14 protein-coding genes are annotated in these 18,737 nt (G+C 68.5%); 5 read left to right on the top strand and 9 right to left on the bottom strand.

Features of this window, described 5'->3' with window-relative positions; all coding sequences use genetic code 11:
* Positions 1-9: 9 nt before the first annotated feature.
* Both DFR39_RS04060 and DFR39_RS04055 read right to left on the bottom strand, forming a co-directional pair.
* Positions 10-2,310: a xanthine dehydrogenase family protein molybdopterin-binding subunit gene (locus tag DFR39_RS04060; RefSeq protein ID WP_133602233.1), complete on the bottom strand. Its 2,301-nt coding sequence runs from the start codon at positions 2,308-2,310 to the stop codon at positions 10-12.
* Complete coding sequence (locus DFR39_RS04055; RefSeq protein ID WP_133602232.1) at positions 2,307-2,771, bottom strand: (2Fe-2S)-binding protein; 465 nt, start codon at positions 2,769-2,771, stop codon at positions 2,307-2,309. Before DFR39_RS04055 ends, DFR39_RS04060 begins: the two co-directional genes overlap by 4 nt.
* Positions 2,772-2,834: 63 nt before the next feature.
* On the opposite strand from DFR39_RS04055, the gene ypfH reads away from it, so the two are divergent.
* Positions 2,835-3,551, top strand: a complete 717-nt coding sequence (gene ypfH / locus DFR39_RS04050) for an esterase (protein WP_133602231.1) — start codon at positions 2,835-2,837, stop codon at positions 3,549-3,551.
* Positions 3,552-3,586: 35 nt separating this feature from the next.
* Here ypfH and DFR39_RS04045 read toward each other — a convergent pair whose 3' ends face one another.
* Positions 3,587-5,962: a winged helix-turn-helix domain-containing protein gene (locus DFR39_RS04045; protein ID WP_162849420.1), complete on the bottom strand. Its 2,376-nt coding sequence runs from the start codon at positions 5,960-5,962 to the stop codon at positions 3,587-3,589.
* Positions 5,963-6,337: 375 nt separating this feature from the next.
* Between DFR39_RS04045 and DFR39_RS04040 the strand changes: the two genes are divergently transcribed.
* The 4 genes from DFR39_RS04040 to DFR39_RS04025 all read left to right on the top strand — a co-directional run bounded on the left by DFR39_RS04040 (position 6,338) and on the right by DFR39_RS04025 (position 12,672).
* Positions 6,338-8,893 carry a beta strand repeat-containing protein gene (locus DFR39_RS04040; RefSeq protein WP_162849419.1) on the top strand — a complete coding sequence of 852 codons (2,556 nt, stop codon included), beginning with the start codon at positions 6,338-6,340 and terminating at the stop codon, positions 8,891-8,893.
* Positions 8,894-8,905: 12 nt separating this feature from the next.
* A complete protein-coding gene (locus DFR39_RS04035) occupies positions 8,906-10,003 on the top strand; it encodes a trypsin-like serine protease (protein ID WP_133602415.1) in 1,098 nt (365 codons plus the stop codon).
* A 67-nt stretch (positions 10,004-10,070) separates the two neighbouring features.
* Positions 10,071-11,471, top strand: a complete 1,401-nt coding sequence (locus DFR39_RS04030) for a hypothetical protein (protein ID WP_133602228.1) — start codon at positions 10,071-10,073, stop codon at positions 11,469-11,471.
* A gap of 280 nt (positions 11,472-11,751) precedes the next feature.
* Entirely contained in the window at positions 11,752-12,672 is a 921-nt protein-coding gene (locus tag DFR39_RS04025) for a GGDEF domain-containing protein (protein WP_211343805.1), read from the top strand.
* A gap of 2 nt (positions 12,673-12,674) precedes the next feature.
* Here DFR39_RS04025 and DFR39_RS04020 read toward each other — a convergent pair whose 3' ends face one another.
* The 6 genes from DFR39_RS04020 to DFR39_RS03995 form a co-directional block, all read right to left on the bottom strand.
* The gene (locus DFR39_RS04020) at positions 12,675-14,381 is read right to left on the bottom strand and encodes a M14 family metallopeptidase (RefSeq protein ID WP_133602226.1); all 1,707 of its coding nucleotides are present in this window, start codon (positions 14,379-14,381) and stop codon (positions 12,675-12,677) included.
* A 139-nt stretch (positions 14,382-14,520) separates the two neighbouring features.
* On the bottom strand, positions 14,521-15,282 hold the full coding sequence (locus DFR39_RS04015) for a LytR/AlgR family response regulator transcription factor (RefSeq protein WP_211343785.1): 762 nt from the start codon (positions 15,280-15,282) through the stop codon (positions 14,521-14,523).
* Positions 15,279-15,563, bottom strand: coding sequence for a sensor histidine kinase (locus tag DFR39_RS04010; RefSeq protein ID WP_133602224.1), 285 nt, complete (start codon positions 15,561-15,563; stop codon positions 15,279-15,281). Before DFR39_RS04010 ends, DFR39_RS04015 begins: the two co-directional genes overlap by 4 nt.
* A 35-nt stretch (positions 15,564-15,598) precedes the next feature.
* Complete coding sequence (locus tag DFR39_RS04005; RefSeq protein WP_162849418.1) at positions 15,599-16,372, bottom strand: histidine kinase; 774 nt, start codon at positions 16,370-16,372, stop codon at positions 15,599-15,601.
* A 79-nt stretch (positions 16,373-16,451) separates the two neighbouring features.
* Positions 16,452-17,210, bottom strand: a complete 759-nt coding sequence (locus tag DFR39_RS04000) for a class II glutamine amidotransferase (protein ID WP_133602222.1) — start codon at positions 17,208-17,210, stop codon at positions 16,452-16,454.
* Positions 17,211-17,382: 172 nt separating this feature from the next.
* Entirely contained in the window at positions 17,383-18,621 is a 1,239-nt protein-coding gene (locus tag DFR39_RS03995; RefSeq protein WP_133602221.1) for an NAD(P)/FAD-dependent oxidoreductase, read from the bottom strand.
* Between the last annotated feature and the right edge of the window lie 116 nt (positions 18,622-18,737).

The following is an 18,737-nucleotide window of genomic DNA, read 5'->3' as shown; positions in this document are numbered from 1 at the left end:
GAGACGGCCTCAGCCCCACAGCGGCAGACGCCGCCGCCGCTCACCCGTGAGCGCGAACAGCGCATTCGCCAGGGCCGGCGCCACCGGCGGCACGCCCGGCTCACCCACGCCGCCCGGCGGATTCGTGCTGGCGACCCGATGGGTTTCGATGCGCGGCGTCTGGGCCAGGCTGAGCAGGGGATGGTCGGCAAAGCCGCTCTGGCGCACCGCACCATCGGAGCCGATATCGATGCGCCCCCACAGCGCGGCCGTGAGGCCGAAGATGATGGCGCTCTCCATCTGCCGCTCGACGATGGCCGGGTTCACCACCTGGCCGCAGTCCAGGGCGCAGACCACGCGCAGCACGCGCGGCTGAGCATCGGGCTCCAGGCGCAGCTCCAGCACCTGGGCGACGATGCTGCCAAAGCTCTCGTGCAGGGCCAGGCCGCGCGCCACGCCTTGGGGCAAGGCCTGACCCCAGCCGGCCTTCTCGGCCGCCAGGCGCAGCACCGCCGCATGACGCGGCAGGGCCGCATCCAGCCACTGCAGGCGGAAGTCCAGCGGATCGCGGCCCGCCGCATGGGCCAGCTCGTCCACAAAGCTCTCGATGAAGAAGGCGTTCTGCGAATGCCCCACCGAGCGCCAAAAGCCCACGGGCACGCCGCTGTGCGTGGCCAGATGGGCAATGCGCTGGTGGGCCAGGGCATAGGGATGGTCCAGCAGGCCCTCGGCCGTGGTCTTGTCGGGCGCCTCGAAGCGGCTGCTCAGGGCCGGCAGCACGCGCTCCATCCAGCGCGGCGAGATGGCGTCGCCCGCGCTACCGACAAGCAGGGCCTGGGGCCGGCCCTGGGCGTCCAGCCGGGCGCGGCAGAAGGCGGCGCCTGCGGGGCGGTAGAAGTCGTGGCGAAAGTCTTCCTCGCGCGACCACAGCAGCTGCACCGGCGCGCCGCCGGTCTCCAGGGCCACGCGCACGGCCTGACCCACCAGGTCCACCTCCAGGCGCCGGCCGAAGCCGCCGCCCAGATACGTCACATGCACCTCCACCGCCGACTCGTCCACCCCCGCCACCCGCGCCGCCAGGGCGCGCGCCAGACCCGGCACCTGGGTGGGCAGCCAGAGCGTCACCCGGCCATCCTTCACCTGCGCCGTGCAGTTCATGGGCTCCAGGGTGGCGTGGGCCAGATAGGGTGCTTCGTAGAGCGCCTCCACCAGGCGCTCGCCCTCGGCCAGGGGCTGGTCCAGCTGGGCGGCCGCATCGCCGCTGCGGCGAAAGGCCGTCCCCTCGCCCGCCGCGGCGCGGCGCGCGGCCTCGCGCAGCTGCTCGGCGATGCGCTCGCCGTCCAGCGCGCCGGCCGGGCGGCCCTGCCACTGCACGTCCAGGGCCTGGGCTGCCTGCTGGGCGCGCCAGCTGTTGCGCGCCACCACGGCCAGGGCCGGCGCACTGCCGGCATAAGGCGGCAGGCGCACCAGGCGCAGCACATCGGGCAGGCGCAGGGCCGCGCTGGCATCCACCGCGCCGGGCGAGCCGCCCAGCATGGGCGCCTGGCGGATGGCGGCGTAGAGCAGGCCCGGCGGGCGCTGGTCGATGCCGAAGCGCGCCGAGCCATCCACCTTGGCCGGCACATCGCGGCGCGGTGCGGGGCGGCCGATCAGGCGCCAGGCCTCGGGCGGGGTCAGGCTCACCTCGCCGGGCGGGGTGGCGGCCGCCGCGCGGGCCAGCTCGCCGTAGTGGGCACGTTTGCCGATGGCATGGCTGACCCAGCCCTGCTCCAGCTGCAGCTCGGCCAGAGCCTGGCCCCATTGCAGGGAGGCCGCGCCCAGAAGCTGCTGACGCGCCGTGGCCGCAGCCCAGCGCAGCGACTCCCAGGCATCGGCCACGCTGGAGCTGCCGCCGGTGGCGTTGACGCCCAGCTCGCGCGCCAGCTTGGTCACGCTCCACTGGCCCAGGCGGGCCAGTATGCTTTCATGCCCCGGCTCGGTGTGCTGGGGCGCCAGGGGCAGCTGGCCCACGAACATGGCCACATTGCCGTAGAGGCTCTCATTGCCGGCCGGAATCAGGCGCACCCGCGCCAGCGGGAGGCGCAGCTCCTCGGCCACCAGCTGGGCCAGGGCCGTGTGCACGCCCTGCCCCATCTCGCTGCGCGGCATGGCCAGCAGCACATCGCCGCTCTCGGCCTCGATCTTGATCCAGGCGTTCAGGCCCAGCTCGCCTTCGACCCGCGGCAAGGTGTCGGCGCGGCCCAGGCGGCTGCGCGGCGGCAGGGCTGCCACGCCCACCAGCAGGGCCCCGGCGGCGGTCAGCCCCGAGAGCAGCAGGGTGCGACGCCTCATGCCTTGGCCCCCGCCAGCTGGGCGGCCGCGGCATGGATGGCGGCGCGCACGCGCGGATAGGTGCCGCAGCGGCAGAGATTGGTGATGGCCGCATCGATCTCGGCATCGCTGGGCTGGCGGTTCTTGCGCAGCAGGGCGGCGGCGGCCATCAGCATGCCGCTCTGGCAGTAGCCACACTGCGGCACCTGATGCGCCACCCAGGCCTGCTGTAGCACATGGTCGGGGCCCAGGCCCTCGATGGTGGTGATGGTGCGCCCGACCACGCTGGACAGGGGCGTGACGCAGCTGCGCCGGGCTTCGCCGTCCACCTGCACGGTGCAGGCGCCGCAGGCCGCCACACCGCAGCCGAACTTGGTGCCGGTGAGATCCAGCCCGTCGCGCAGGGCCCAAAGCAGGGGCATGGCGGGATCGCTGGCATGTTCGGGCAGACGCTGGAGCTGCCCGTTGACTTTGAGTTCCATGATGTCCTTGAGCGCCTGATAAGGCCGCCGCGCAGCATAGCGGGAAGGCGCGACAATTGCGGCATGAATGCCTATTCCGCCCCTGCTCTTGCCCTGCTGCCCGCCGGCGGCGCAGCGCCCGAGTTGCTGTTCCTGCTGTTTCACGGCCTGGGTGCCGATGCCCAGCAGATGCGACCGCTGGCCGAGGCCCTGCGCACGCAGTATCCGCAGGCTGCGGTGCTAAGTTTCGATGCGCCCGAGCCCTTTGATGGCGTGCCGGGCGGCGGCAGTGGCTACCAATGGTTCTCGGCACAGGGCCTGGATGATGAGAATCACCCGGCGCGCGTCGCCGCAGCGCTGCCGGGCTTCATCGCCCTGGTGAGGGCCTGCGCCGCCCAGCATGGCCTGGCCTGGGAGCGTGTGGCGCTGGGCGGCTTCTCCCAGGGCGCCATCATGGCGCTGGAGGCGGTGCAGGCCGAGCCCCAGCTGGCCGGCCGGGTGCTGGCCTTCGGCGGCCGGCATGCGCAGCTGCCCGCGCATGCGCCCGAGCAGGTCTCGGTGCATCTGCTGCACGGCATGGCGGACACGGTGCTGCCCTACCAGTACGCTGTGGAGTCGGCCCAGACCCTGGTGCGGCTGGGCGGCGATGTCACGGCCGATGTGCGCCCCGGCATCGGCCACGAGCTGCATCCGGTCCTGATCGACAAGGCCATGGAGCAGCTGCGCACCTTTGTGCCAGCGCGGCTGTGGCGCGAGGCCATGCTGGCTGCGGCCGAGCAGGAGCGCCAGCAACAGAGCTGAGCGCAGCCCCTCCCCCGCCGCTGGGCGGCGCTCACTCAGGCCAGCAGTCTTTGGCGCTGCTGGCGATTCGAGTCCTCGATGCGGGCCAGCACCGCCTTGAACCTCGGCAGCTCTCGTAGGCTTTGCAGTGCCGGGTCTTGCGCCAACCACCAGCCCCGTCGCCAGCCCAGGCGAACCGCATCCTCCAAGGCCGCCAATGCCGCCTCGGGCTGGCCTCGCATCGCGGCCATGCGGGCGCGGTGGTAGCCGATGGCATGCCAGACATTGCCCTGTTTGGCATAACGCTCGACAAAGCTGGACGCTTGCTCGATGAAGGGTTCCGCCTCTTCGCGGCGCCCGGTGGCGTGGTAGACGGCGGCCACATCAAGCCAGGCATGCTGGCCCAGAAAAGTTCCCCATTCGTTGTACAGCGGCACGGGGTCGGCCAGAACCAGGCCCACGACAGACGCCAGGATCTTGTGCGCCTGCTCGGGCTGCCCCAGCAGCAGGCGCAGCAGGGCGAGCTCGATGACCGCGTCGCGCTCCTTGCTCTGCGCGGGCAGAGCGTCCACCGCCTTGCGCAGGGCCGCCTGATCCTGCGCACAGACCCATGTGCGCAGCGCGGTCACGCGCGCCCAGGCCGGCTGCGCGCTCTGCGCCTGGAACTGTGCAAAGGCCCGACCGGCTTCGTCGACCATGCCCAGATCGAGGTAGACCCATGCCAGCTGCTCCCACAAGTAAGCGCGGTTCGGGTTGATCAAGAGGGCTTTGCGATAGCCTTGCACCGCCTCATCGAGCTGCCCCCTGGCGAAGCCGATGATGCCCAGACCCCACTGACCGTTGGGATGCTGGGGCGCCAGGGTGATGGCGCGCCGATAGGCTTGCTCGGCCAGCTCATAGCGGCCCGCGTTGGTTGCCGCCACACCCCTCAGATGCTGGATTTGCGGCGCCAAGGGGCTCAGCTCGGCGGCGCGGCTGTAGTAGCTGAGCGCGCGGGCCGGCCAGCCGGCGCTGTTCTCGGTGCTTCCTGCCCAATACAGCAAGGTGGCGTCGTGCGGCGCCTTGGCCAAGGCCCGTTCATGCCAGAGCCGGGCTTCGTCATGCTGGCCGCGATGGGACAGCTGACTGCCTTGCGCGCCCAGGGCCAAGGGCAGCTCCGGATCCAGCTTCAAAGCCCGATCGATCAAGGGCTGGGTGCGTGCGTCCATGGCCCTGAAGCTCAAGCCCGTGCCGTAGAAGTACTCGCCCGTCCAGGTCACGGCCAGGCCCACATAGGCCAAGGCAAAACCTGGGTCGGCATCGACAGCGCGCTGGAAGTAATCGCGCGCCTTCAAGATGCCCTCGATCTGCCCCCCGCGCTGGTGGTGCAGACCCAGCAGGTAGAACTCATAGGCATCGGCCAAAGGCACCGGCTTCGCATGGGCTGGCAAGGGCGCCACGCCCAGGGCCCGAAGCGCCGCATTGGCCACGCTTTCGGCCAGGCTGCCCAGGGCGGCAGCGGGCGACTCCAGCACCTGCTGCCAAAGCACTTCGCTGTCCGCAGCACGGTGCAGGCTGAGCTTGAGTGAAAGGCCCTGCTGCCAGCGCCGCAGCTCACCCCAGAGCACATGGGTCACCGCCAGTTGCGTGGCCTGCGGCGCCAGATCCTGGGCACTGCGGAACTGGAAGGACGTAGCACGAGCCGCCACCCGAATCTGCTGATGGCGAGACAGGGCGCCGATCACACTTTCGGCAAGGCCCTCAGCCAGGGGCTGCTCCAGCTCTTTGGGCGAGGCGTCATCAAAAGGAAGGACGGCCAAAGTGATGTCAGCGGCCGGTGTGCGCGTAGCGCGCTGCCAAGCCCACCATCCGCCTGCGCCGAGCAAGGCCGCCGCAGCCGCCGAGCCGCCGAGCAGAAGGCGCCGGCTCGGGACAGATGGCAAGGATGGTGCGGCGGAGGCAGGAAGGGTGGGCGGCACCGGCGGGGCCTCGCGTTGATCGGTCGCGCGCCGCCGTGGTTCAAGCTCAGGTTCAGACTGCAGCGGCTGCAGTGTCGCCCCCGCAGCCGGGGCCGGAGTGGCTGGGCCCCCCACCTCGCTGACCGCGGCCACCAGGCGATAGCCCTTGCGCGGCACGGTGACGATGTACCTCGGCTGACTGGCCTCATCGCCAAGCACGCTGCGCAGCTGCGAGATCGACTGGTACACCGAACTCGGGGTGACCACCAGGTCCCCCCAGACCTCGTCGAGCAGCTGATCCAGGGTCACCAGTTGCTGCGGCCGGCGCGCCAGGGCCATCAGCAAGCGCATCTTGCGGGGCTCCAGCTTGAGCACCTGCTCACCCCGTCGCAGCTCGTCCAAGACCGGATCGGCCTGCCATTCGCCGATCTGCAGGGTCCGCTCGGCCGAGGAATCGACGCCTCCACCCGGACCCAGAGACTCGGGCCTGCTCATGAGAAGTGCCGGTAAGCCATTGATTTCATTGAAAGAATAAAACCTTGAGAGAAACGCAAGAGTTCCATCAGGACTTACCGGGGCGTGGCCGCCGACCATGGCGACAAATTGACATCAAGTCAGGGAGCCCCGATGAGCAACAAGCAGCCTCAGCCAGAGTTTCGGAGTCGCACACAAGATCAAGGCAGCGAGCCGAGAGATTGTGTGGGAGCGCAGCACGAAGTTCGGGCCCTTCGCCCCCCTAACTTGGAATTGGGCGGAGTCTCTCCTTCTCGGCATTGCACACTCACTGGACTGGCTTCGAAACAACGGCAAGCGCAGCGCGCGAAGGCGGCGAAGCCCAAGCTGACGCACATCGCCATTGCCTGGCTGCCCTTGCTGTTCATCGGCCACGCTCACAGCGCCACCCTGACCTGGACCGGACCGCAGGGCGGCAGTTTCTGGGATGTGGTCAACAACTGGAACAGCGGCAGTGCCGGCCTGCCGCGGGCCGGCGACACCGTGCTGCTGGGCAACGCCAACACCGTGATCCGAGCCGTCTTGCCCATGCCGGCGGCAGCCACCATCACCGGCACCGGCACGCTGACCATCCACAGCGGTGCCGCCCTCACGCTGAGCGACAGTGCCAGCCTGGGCGGCCTGAACCACAGCGGCACGCTGAACAACACCGGCCGGGTGCTCGTGACGGGGGCCAGCACCCTAAGCGGTGCCATCCTCAGCGGCGCGGGCACCACGCGCTACGAGGGTGCGCTCACCATTCAAGGCAACCGCAGCGCGCTCACCGGCGGGCAGACGCTCGAACTGACAGGCAGCACCACCATGCTGGCGAACATCGCCACCGGCCTGTCGGTCGGGTCCGGCGCGCGCATCGTCAACCAGGGCAGCTGGCTGGACACCACCAGCGTCAACACCAGCCTGAGCGGCAACGGCGGCACCAGCGTCTTTGACAACCAAGGTAGCTTCAGCAAAGCCAGTGCCAACACCACCACGACCGTGGGCGGCTTTGGCCTGAGCTTCAACAACAGCGGCAGCGTCAATGTCGAGGCGGGCACGCTGAGCCTGATCGGCAGCGGCGCCAGCACCGGGCAGATCCGCGTGGCCAGCGGCGCCACGCTGGACTTTGTTGGCCATGGCGCCAACTTTGACTTGAACCGCGACGTGAGCAACTCCGGGAGCTTCCAAATCCGTGCTGGCGTCGTCAACGCGGCACAGGGCTTGGCGCTGGGCAGCCAGACCGTCTTCACCAACGGCGCGCTGAACCTGGGCGGCGACAGCCAGTTCGATACCTTCAACTTCGTCGGCGCCGGCCGGCTGAACAACAACGCCGACCTCCTCGTTACCGGGCCCACCACCTGGGGCGGCGGCACCTTCGCGGGCACGGGCACCACGCGGCTCGAAGGCCCGGTGAGCCTGGTAGGTACCTCGTCCAGCACGATCAGCGGTGGCACGCTGGTGATGGCCGGCACCACCACGCACACGGGCAGCGGCGGCATCAACATCAACGCCAGCAACACCCGCCTCCTCAACGAAGGCAGCTGGCTGGACCAGGCCGGCGGCAACGTGGGCATAGGCGGGAGCGGGGCCGCCGTGTTCGACAACACCGGCCGCTACCTCAAGACCGGCGCCTTCACCACCAGCATCGGCACCTCTGGGGCGGCGTTCAACAACACCGGCACGGTGCAGGTTGAGGCCGGCACGCTGAACGTCTTGGGCGGCGGCAACAGCCCCGGCCAGTTCACCGTGGCGGCTGGCGCCACGCTGCAGTTCAGCGCCGGCACCATGACCTTGGGGCGGTCAGTCAGCAACCTGGGCAGCTTCCGCGTGGGGGGCGCCGCCATCGTCAACGCCGCACCAGGTCTTGAGCTCGGCGGCAACACCGTCGTCAGCGCCGGCCGGCTCAACCTGGGCGGCAACAGCCAGTTCGAGCGCCTCGACTTTGTCGGCAGCGGTACGCTCGCCAACAGCGGCAACCTCGTCGTCACCGGGCCCACCACCTGGGGCGGCGGCACCTTCGCGGGCCCGGGCAGCACGCGGCTGGAAGGCGCGGTCAGCCTGGCGGGTGCCGCCACCAACACCGTCAGCGGCGGCACGCTGGTGCTGGCCGGCACCTCCACCCACACCGGCAGCGCCAGCATCAACACCAATGCCAGCAACACCCGCCTCGTCAACGAAGGCCGCTGGCTGGACCAGGCCGCCGGCAACATCAGCATCGGCGGCAGCGGCGGCACGCGCTTCGACAACACCGGCCACTACCTCAAGACCAGCGCCTTCACCACCAGCATCGGCAGCTCCGGCACCGCGTTCAACAACACCGGCACGGTGGACGTGCAGGCCGGCACGCTGCAGGTATTCACGGGCTTCAACAACACCGGCCGGGTGAACATCGCCGCCGGCGCTGAGCTGCAGGGCAACTTCACCGGCTTTGCCAATGCCGGCACGCTGGCGGGCGACGGCACGGTGCGCGTGGCCGACCAACTCACCAACACCGGCACGCTGGCCGCCGGCGGCCTGAGCGACGCCGGCACGCTGAGCCTCATCGGCGGCCTGACGCAGCAAGCCAGCGGCATCTTCCTGGTGGACCTGGGCGGCACGGCGGCCGGCAGCTTCGACCTGCTGGCCATCAGCGGGGCTGCCACGCTAGGCGGCACCCTGGCCGTGAACCTGCTGAGCGGCGCGCAATTCAACGTGGGCGACAGCTTCACCGTGATGACCTGGGGCCAGCGCCTGAACAACAGCCAATTCGCCAGCCTGGACCTCTCGCATGCCGCGGGCTACACCTTTGCGGCCGACTACGGCGACAACAGCCTGACGCTGCGCGTGATGACCGCGCCCGTGCCCGAGCCGGGTAGCTGGGTGCTGATGGCCGTCGGCCTAGCAGGTCTGGGCGCGCTGCAGCGCCGCCGTCGTATCCCGTCCCGCCCAGAAGCCTGAGGTGCCACGACCATGCCACACAGCCTCCGCCCCATCACATGCCCCGATCAACCGCAGCCCGCCACGACGGCCCGCCTCACGCTGGCGCTGCTGGCCGTGCTGTGTAGCGCCGTCAGCGCCCCCTCGGCATCGGCCATGTCCAACACCAGCAATCCCGTCAACTGGCGCATCGAAGCCTCAACCCGCTTCAACGAGGTCAGCCTCGACGGCCTGGCGCGGCTGAGCTACACCTTGCCCAGTGGCTCGGGCTCGATGTGTTCGGGCAGCTTGCTGGACGGCGGTCTCTATGTGCTGACGGCTGCGCACTGCGTGGACAACGGAAAATCCAATTTCCGCTTGGAGTTCGGCGTGGTCAACGACGTAGCCAAGGCCAACAGCAGCGTCAGTCAGGTGATCATGCACCCCAGCTGGGCCGGAGATGTGACCACTCAGGCCGACCTGGCCCTCCTGAAGCTGAGCACACCCCTCACCGGCGCACAGGGCTTTCAGATCCACCGCAGCAGCGCCCTCGGCCAGTCCGTCCTGATGACCGGCTACGGCACCACGGGCTTGGGTGGCAGCAACAGCCCTCCCAGTTTTTCCGATCGGGCCTATGGCCACTGGGGCATGAACACCTTCGACGCCACGGCCATTCAGTTCATCGACGCCGCCCAAGCACAGGGCTTGCCCGATCTGGGTACCTGGTCGAACGCCCATGGCGAGATCTATGTCGCCGACTTCGACAACGGGGACAGCCGCTACAACACCCTGGGCCGCCTCAATGGCCTCAGCAGTGGCTTGGGCATTGCCAACGAGGCCTTGATTTCCGGTGGCGATTCCGGAGGCGGCGACTTTGTGTGGGACGGCAAAGCCTGGTTGCTGACGGGTGTCCACAGCTGGAGCTGGGGTTTCTGCAGTGGCCGGATCACGAATCCGAGTTGCGACTTCAGCAGAGCCAACGAAAGCGGCTTCGGCGATCTGATGGGCAGCACGGCGGTCTACAGCCATGTTGACTGGATCAGCTCCGTGACCGGCATGACAGCCCCCGTGCCCGAGCCCGGCAGCTGGGCGCTGATGGCTGCAGGTCTGGGTCTTCTAGCCTGGCGCCGGAACCCGCAGCGTCCGGCCTGAGCCGTATGAGCTGCACGCCCTTGCCTCGCGCAACTTCTTCTGTCTCACAACTCAGGGAGCTCTCATCATGGCGCTGCACAAGACCCCCTACCGCCGTGTCCAAGGCCTTGGCACTGGGCTGGCGCTGATCGCAGCCGGTATCGCCGTATGCCTAGTCGGACCGGGCTCCGCCTCGGCCCAGGGCGCTATCCAGATCGTCAGCATCAGCGAGCCCGAGGGGCAAAGCGGACAGCGCGAGGTCTGGCTGCCGATCAGCTTGCCGGCCGATATCCACCCACAGTCCCAGCTGCGGCTGAGTACCCTCCCGGGACCTTCACCAATGGCCGTCGGCGGCAGCAGCTGCACGCCGGGCGTGGACTTCATCACCGTGGTGGACAAGCCCTTCCGGGTCAATCCCAGCTACCCCTTCGTGCCAGTGACGATCTGCGGCGATACCGTGGCCGATGGCAACAAGTACGTCCGGGTGCAGGTCGCGCATGGCACCCGCACCGGCGAGGGCCAAGTGCTGATCGTTGACGAGGACGGGCCGCCGCGCGTGATCTCGCTTTCGCGGGTTCGGGTGCAACGCAGCGCGATCCCCTTCATCCGCACGCCAGCCACCTTTGAGCTGCGACTTAGCCATCCGGCCCCCAACGACGCCGAGGTGCAGATTCCCTACTTCACCGAGAACGGCACGGCCGTGCCCGGTGCCTGCCGTTTTGAGCGTCGGTCTGAACCTTTGCCCCCGCCCCTGAGCCAGGTCGGCTTCGTGATGGTCTGCACGGGCGACTATGAGGCACGGCGGGATGTGCTGCGCCTGCCGGCGGGCGCCACACAAGGCAGCTTCAGCATCCAGGTGCTGGGCAGCAGCAGCCAGCAAAGCAGCTGGTTCGGGGTGCGGCTTGGCCAGCCCGTGAATGCCCAGCTTGGACCAGCCAATGCCTGGAGCAGCATCGCCAACATCGAGCCGGCGGCGCCACTGACAGGCGTCACGACCAGCGCCGCTCCCCTAGGGCGCAGCCGTGCGATGGTGCCAGCCGAACGGCTGCTCAGCGGTCGCCCCTTCGTTCTGTCTATCGGCTGGCGGGCGCCAGACGCTCAGGGCTGGAACGCTGTCGAGCATCTGGATCTGCGCCCAAGAGAGTCCGCCGCAGGGGACGGGTGGTGGCGCTGGGAGCGGCACAGCGGCCAGTTCAGCATCTGCCAACCCAGCCAATCGGACGGACCGCGCTCACGGCTGAACGCGCAGTGCCGGCACGCAGGCCCCGAGGAGGTGCTGGCTCTGGGCGAGGCGCGACTGCATCCCGCTCTCAGCCGGGTGCAGGGCCAGGGGGATGGGCTGAGCCTGCGGCTGACACTGAGCTTCGCAACCCGGCGTCCGGCGGGCAAAGCGCAGCTTGAGCTGGCCGCCACCGATCGCTTCGGCAATCAGGGCGGCTTCGAGACGGTGCTGGATGCGGCTCTGGCTCCCGATAACCCGAGCCACTGATTCGCCTCCACGCCCCGACCCGCCCGCCTGCTTGCAGAGGGGCGATCTCAGTCCAGCACCACCTCGGTGCACAGCCGCTTGAGCTCGGGCTGGGATAACGCGACCTGGCTCATCCTGCGCGGGCGAGCACCTTGACCTGGCGACGCCGGCCTGCCCACAATGGGCCAAACAAACGGTCGCCGCGCCGGTAGATATGCAGGTCTCTCTCAACCACGAGGCGGCTGGCGGTGCCGCCCCTGACGCCGCCGAGGCTCGCTTGCTGGCACCTTTGCTGGCCTTGATGAGCCAGTCTCAGCAGGGTTTCGCCCTGTTTGACGAGCACGACCGGCTGCAGTGGGCCAATCCCGTCTTCCGCGAAATCCTGGGGCTGCGGCCCGACGAGTTTCCGAGCTGGCCCGATCTGATGCGCCTGGGATGGATGCGTGAGAAGGGCACCCAGGTGGTCACCGACGACTTCGAGCACTGGCTTCGGTCCGCCCAGCTGCGACGTGGCAAGCTGCCCTTCCGCACCATAGAGACCAGCCTGATGGACGGGCGCTGGGTCATGACCACAGAGACCACGGCACCCAATGGCTGGATGCTCTGTGTGATCAGCGACATCAGCGAACTCGGGCGCGACTGGCGCGTACTGCGCCAGGAGCGGGACCAAGCGCGAAAAGCCGCGTTCAGTGACGAGCTGACCGGCCTGAGCAACCGACGCTACCTTCTGGAGAACCTGCGGCGCAAACTCGGCCCGCACAAGGCAAGCGCGGCGGCGGTGGTGCTTCTGGACCTCGATCACTTCAAGCAGGTCAATGATGTTCATGGGCACGAAGTCGGCGATGTCGTGCTCAAGCACTTCGCAGGCCTGCTACAGGCGGAGGTCGGACGACAGGAACTGGCGGGTCGTCTGGGCGGCGAGGAATTCCTGCTGGTGTGGGATATTGGCGACACCTCGCTGCTGCGGGCGCGCATGGACCGCTTGCTGGAACGCGTACGTCAGTCCAGCCCCGCCTACCAGGGCGGGGTCTTGCGCTACACCTGCTCAGCAGGCGTCGCGCAGGCGCTGCCGGGCGAGTCAGAAGCCCAGCTGATACGCAGGGCGGATGCGGCGCTCTACCAAGCCAAGCAACAGGGCCGGGATCGTTGGGTACTGGCCGACGCCACCGCCGTGATGCCGGAGCGGCGAGGGTCACGCAGCCAGCGAGCCACACCGGACTGAAATCAGTCCAGCACCACCTCGGTGCGCACCGTGCCGGCACGATCGGCGCTGGCGCTGAGCGCCAGGCGCGTGCCCTTGGGCGCGCGCACCACCCATTCGCCCACGGCGCGGTCGGCCGTGATCTCGCGGCTGGGCAGAAAGGCCTGCTGGCTCTGCTTGGGCGCGTGGCCTTCCAGCTGCGGGCCTTCCATGCGCTCCTTGCCGCTGACCAGGCTGACCTCGGGGGTGCCGGCGGGCAGATGGATCTCGAACATCAGGCCGCGCACCACCTTGCGCTCCAGGGCGCGCTTGGTCACATAGGCGGGCAGATAGCCGCTATTGGCCACGGCCAGGCGCACGCGCCAGGTGTCGGGGCCCAGGGCGCGCACCTCGGTGCGCAGCAGCTCCAGCTTGGGCAGGGAGAGCGCGATCTGGTTCATCCAGCGCGGGAAGCGTGCGGCCTCGCGCTCGCGCAGATGCGGCGGCGGGTTGCGCCAGAAGTTCATCTTGTCCCAGCCGCCGATCTCCACCGGGCCCAGCTGCGGGTGGAGGAAGGGGCGCCAGTCCACATGGGCCTGGCCGCCGCACTGCTCATCGCTCCACTTGAGCAGCTTGAGATCGTCTTCCACCGGGTGCTCGCGGAACCAGTCGATCCACTTGTAGCCCTCGATGCCGGCTTCCTTGTTGGGCGACCAGAGCTCCACCACCCAGAACAAGGCGCCCAGATGCTCGTAGACCCAGTCCTGGGTGCCGGTGATGACTTCCTTGGGGTGGTACTTGAACTCGTGCCAGATGCTGATGGCGGGGTAGCCGCTGTGCTGCTCGCCCAGCTTGGAGAACTGCTTGTAGGCCCAGAGGTCCTCCGGGATCATGTCGTCGTCGCTGCAAGTGCCCATGGGGCGCAGGATCACGCCGCTGTGCGTGTGGTAGCTGATGGCGGCGCCGATGTTCGGGTGGGTGGTGATGAAGTCCACCATGGCCCGCACCTCGGGCTCGCTGGTCGGGTAGGGGCCGGCGCCGACCTGCTTGAACTCCTGGCGCCACTCGCTGGGGAAGTTGCGGTTCAGGTCCAGGCCCTCGCGGTCCTTGTTCACCGTGACGGTCAGGCCGTCGTGGTTCTTGATGAAGCCCTCGGGCATCAGGCGGTAGTACTCGCCGCCAAACTCGCCGGGCTCGCGCGCCACCATCAGGCGCGGGTCGCCGGCATGCTTCTTGTAGCCGCCGTGGGGGTCTGGCACACGCATGGTGAGGATGCGGCCGTCGCCATCCACGTCTTCCATGGTGAGACCGTCCACCGGCTCCTCGTCGAAGGGGTAGCGGCGGGTGGAGGAGCGGATGTGGCGCGGCCGGTCGGCCAGGGCCAGTTCGGCGCCGTCGGGGTTGAGGCGCGGCACCATGTAGATGGTGCGGCTGTCCAGCAGCTGGGTGACCTGTTCATCAGCGCCGTAGAGCAGGACCAGATGGTGCAGGTAGTACAGACAGGTGGTGCAGGCGGTGAGCTCGGCGGCGTGGATATTGCCGTCCAGCCAGAAGGCGGGCTTGTCCACATCGGCACCGGTGGCGGTGTTGGTCAGCACCAGCACCCAGATATCGCGGCCCTCGTAGCTCTGGCCGATGGAGCGCACGGAGACCAGATTGGGCCGCGCCTCGGCATAGGCGAACAGCAGCTGGGTCAGCTCCTCGTAGCGCGGAAACTGATCGAAGCGCGGTGTGGGCAAGGGCAGGGTCATGATGCGCTGAACCGGCCAGGCGGTTCTTCAGATGGTCTTGCGCGCCGATTGTGCCGAAAGCGCCCCGCCCGCGCCCCTGGGGATGACCTGGGCCGCGCGGCGTGCGAACGAGCGCGCGGGCGCAGGCTGAGCCCTCACCCTACTGGCCCTTGAACAGGCCCTGGAACTGGCGCGACACCGGCAGCTTCTCCTCGCGACCCTTGAGCGTGAGCTGCATGGTGCTTTCGTCCACGCGAATGGCGCTGGCCACACAGCGGCAGTTGACGATGACCGAGCGGTGCACCTGCCAGAACTGCTCAACGTCCAGCTGGGTCAGCAGCTCTTTCAGCGGCGTGCGGATCAGGGCCTCGCCGCCCTGGTGGACCACGCGGGTATAGCGGCTGTCGCTCTCGAAGTAGATGATCTCGTCCGGGGCAATGAGCTTGATCTCGCGACCCAGGCTGGCCTGTATCGGCCGCTGACCTGGCCTCGGCGCCCCTGGCAGCAGTCGCTGCAGAAGATCCCGCAGGGCGCCCGAATCCGGAGTCAGGGACATGCGCGAGGCCCGCTCACGCACCCTGCCGAGGGTCTGCAGCAGGCGAGCATCATCCACGGGCTTGAGCACATAGTCCACCGCGCCCGCCTCGAATGCGCTGAGCGCATGGTCGCCATGGGCGCTCACGAACACGATCTGGGGCGGTGCCTCGAGCTGCGACAGGCGTCTGGCGACCTCCAGACCATTCAGACCGGGCATGCGGATATCCAGGAGGCAGACATCGGGTTCATGTTGCAGGGCCTCATCCCAGGCGTCCACACCATTGCAGCTCTGTGCTACCAACTGAACGTCTGGGGCCAGCCTCTGGAGCGCAGTGCGCAGTTGCTCGCGCGGGCCTTCTTCATCGTCGGCGATCAGTACTTTCATGCGGCTTGCTCCCGGCTTGAAGGGATCATGATCCGGGCCAGGCATCCCGGGTCCTGCGGCTGGAGTTCAAGGCGGGCCGCCTCGCCATGGAGCTGGCGCAGGCGATTGCGCGTATTGGACAGGCCCAGTCCTTCATTGACCCGTTCCGCGGTCATGCCCTGGCCGCTGTCCTGCACCTCCAGAGTCGCCCACCCCTGAGCCTCATTCAGGGTCGCCCTTACATCGACCGCCCCGCCGCGCAATGCCGGCTCGATGCCGTGCACGATGGCGTTCTCTACCAAGGTCAGCAGGGCACCAGGGGGCAGGGCCAGCTCACTCAGCGCTGGCGCCGCCGACACGGACCACACCAAGCGCCCCCCAACCGAGCCTGCATGATCTCGAGATAGCTTCGGACGATCTGCAACTCCTGAGCCAGCGAATGACTCTCCCGCTCAAACATCGGCAGGGTGGCACGCAAGTACTGGGTGAATGCGCGCAGGGTGCTGCCGGCACGCGGGTCCCGGGTGTCGACCCAGTGCTGGAGCGAGGCCAGGGTGTTGAAGAGAAAGTGCGGCTGTATCTGTGCCGTGGCCAGGCGGCGAGCAAGCCGCGCTTGCTGGGCTTGATCATCCAGCTCCCGCAGGCGAGCTTCGATCTGCTGCACCCGCATCAGGCTCAGCATCCACCAGGCGCTGCAGGACACCAGCACAATGGCGGCATAGCTCAGCAGATGGACTTGCGCCGCTTCGCGACCGAGCAGCCAGCGAAGCCCCAGGGCGCATCCGACCAGGCCCAAGCCCGCAGCAAGGGTGTAGAGATTGAGTCTGAGCCGGGTAGGCTGAGCCCAGAGCTGCTGGGCTACCCAGAGCGACAGCAGGGTCAGCAGCAGGGCCCCGGCAGCCAGCCCCGGAGCCAGACCGGAGGGGATCTCCGCGTAGTTGATAGCCAGCAGCGTGATCACATTGGCCAGGACATAGTGATTGATAGCCTTGGGCCAGGGCTGTGCGCCGGCACGGGCCATCTCTTGCGCGCTGAAGACACGCCTGGGCCCAGGCCACAACCACTGGGACCAGTGCAGGATCGCCTTGCCGGTGTCGGAGCTGGGATGCATGACGCGCAGTCTAGTCACGCTGCACAGGACCAGATCCACGATGGGATGACTGGCCCTGGCAGCCGGCGAACCCCGTGAATCAGGCGGCGAACAGCGCCCCGCCCACAAAAACCTTGAGCTCCCCGGGCTGGAAGGCAACCCAGTCCTCATTGGAGGTCAGGGGCTCGGTGGCGATCACGGCCACACGGTCTTGATGGGTGGTGTGCTGGGCAAAGTCTATGCTCAGGTCCTCGTCCGCCAGCTGGGCCTGGCCGAAGGGATGGCGGCGCAGCAGATAGTGCAGCTTGGTGCTGCCATGCGCCCACAGGGCCTCGCCGTTGGACAGCAGCATATTGAAGGTGCCATGGCGGTTGAGCCGGGGCGTGAGCTCGGCCAGGGTGCGGCTGAGCTCCTCAATGGTGGGCACGGCGCAATGGGCCTTGGCCAGCTCCTGCATCAGCCAGCAGAAGGCCCGCTCGCTGTCGGTATCGCCCACGGGCTTGAAGGCGGCGTGCAGCTGGGGGTGAAAGTCCACCAGATTGCCGTTGTGGGCAAACACCCAGTAGCGCCCCCAGAGCTCGCGCTGGAAGGGATGGGTGTTCTCCAGCGCCACGCGGCCCTGGGTGGCCTTGCGGATATGGGCGATGACGTTGTCGCTCTTGATGGGGTAGCGCTTGACCAGCTCGGCCAGGGGCGAGACGCGGGCACTGTGGTGGTCCACGAAGTGGCGCAGGCCCCGGCCTTCGAAGAAGGCGATGCCGAAGCCGTCCTTGTGCTCATCGGCCCGCGTGGCCAGGCCGGTGAAGCTGAACATCACATCGGTCGGCGTGTTGGCATTCATGCCCAGCAACTGGCACATATCAGTTATCCATGGTGGCTAGAGCCGGCAACTGCAGCGTATGAAACTCGCGGGCCGAGCGCCGGGCCGCTCCCAAGCCGGCCCGCCATGGCGATGCTTGCCGGTCAATCCGGCAAGCATCGCCGCCCCCTCGGGGGGCCGGCCAAGATAGGCCTTGGACGAGGGGCTCACACTACTCCCAGATGATTCGCGTCAGCCCGCGCCAGCTCACCAGATTGCCGGGGTTGCTGGTCTCGTTGAGTACGCCGCTCATACGACGCAGCAGGCGCTCGCTCTTGTGGGCGCGCCAGATCAGCAGATCGGTGAGCCAGGGATAGGCGTTGATGCGGTTGGCCCGCTCGTAGAGCTCGTACTTGGGCTTGAGGGCGCGCAGCCCCGCTTCGTACTGCGCTCGCACGGCGGCGTCATCGTCACTGCCATGCGCCAGCAGGGCTTCGGCGGCCAGCATGCCGGTTTCCATGGCCTTGCCAATGCCCTCGCCGGTGAAGGAGTAGGTGGAGCCGGCGGCCTCGCCGATGACCATCAGGCCGGGGCGGCTCCAGCGCGCGCCGGTCAGGGTGCAGCGCAGGGGGGCACCCTTGAGCTCGCCCACCAGCTCGCCCACGCGCATCAGCTCGGCGGCCGGTGCATAGTGCTCGACGAAGGCATCGAAGATGGCTCGCAGGTTCACGTCCTTCTTCTGCCCCTTGCCGGCCAGATCGCGGTGGCTGTCAGTCACACCCACGCCGATATTGAAGTGGCCGTCCGGCGCGGGAAAGATCCAGCCGTAGCCGGGGCGCACCGACTTGTCCCAGACCACCTCCAGGGCCTTGATGCGCCCCACCATCTGCGGCGCCTTCACATAGCCGCGCAGGGCGACGCCGCTGGGGGTGTGGCGCTCGCACATGCCGGCGGCCGTCAGGGCCTTGGGCACGGCGCCGGTGGCCAGCAGCACGCAGCGCGCTTGAATCTCATGCAGGTGGCCGTCGGGCAGGCGCAGGCGGGCCCCGATCACGCGGCCCGAGGCATCCTCCAGCGGCGCCTCGAAGCGGGCCTGCCGAAACTGCGCCCCCGCCTCCTGGGCGGCCTCCAGCAGCAGACGGTCCAGCTCGCGGCGCGGCAGCACGGCCAGGGTTCCCGGCACATCGATGCGACCGCCGCGCGGGCCGATGCAGCCCACGTGCGCCACGGGCTGGGCGCGTGCCATCACGGCCTCCAGCAGCCCTAGCTTGGCCAGGGCCTGGTGGGCATCGGGAATGAGGCCATCGCCACAGATCTTGTCACGCCCGGGTGCATGCTGGTCCACCAGCAGCACCTCAACACCCCCACGCGCCAGCTGGCGGGCGGCGGCGCTGCCGGCCGGGCCGGCGCCGATGATCAGCAACTCGCAGCGCTGCGGCATGGGCATGAGCTGATCCGGCGATTCCGACATATTCCCCTCCTTGTGTGGGCTGACATTCTAGAAAGACTGTGGGGCTGTGCCAGCGATGCCGACACCGCAGTTGCTCATCACGCCTGCATAGGTACTTGGTGACCGTTTCGGCCCAG

This window comes from Roseateles asaccharophilus, assembly GCF_004362405.1.
GTDB classification, from domain to species: domain Bacteria; phylum Pseudomonadota; class Gammaproteobacteria; order Burkholderiales; family Burkholderiaceae_C; genus Kinneretia; species Kinneretia asaccharophila.
This window is presented reverse-complemented; position numbering and strand designations above follow the sequence as displayed.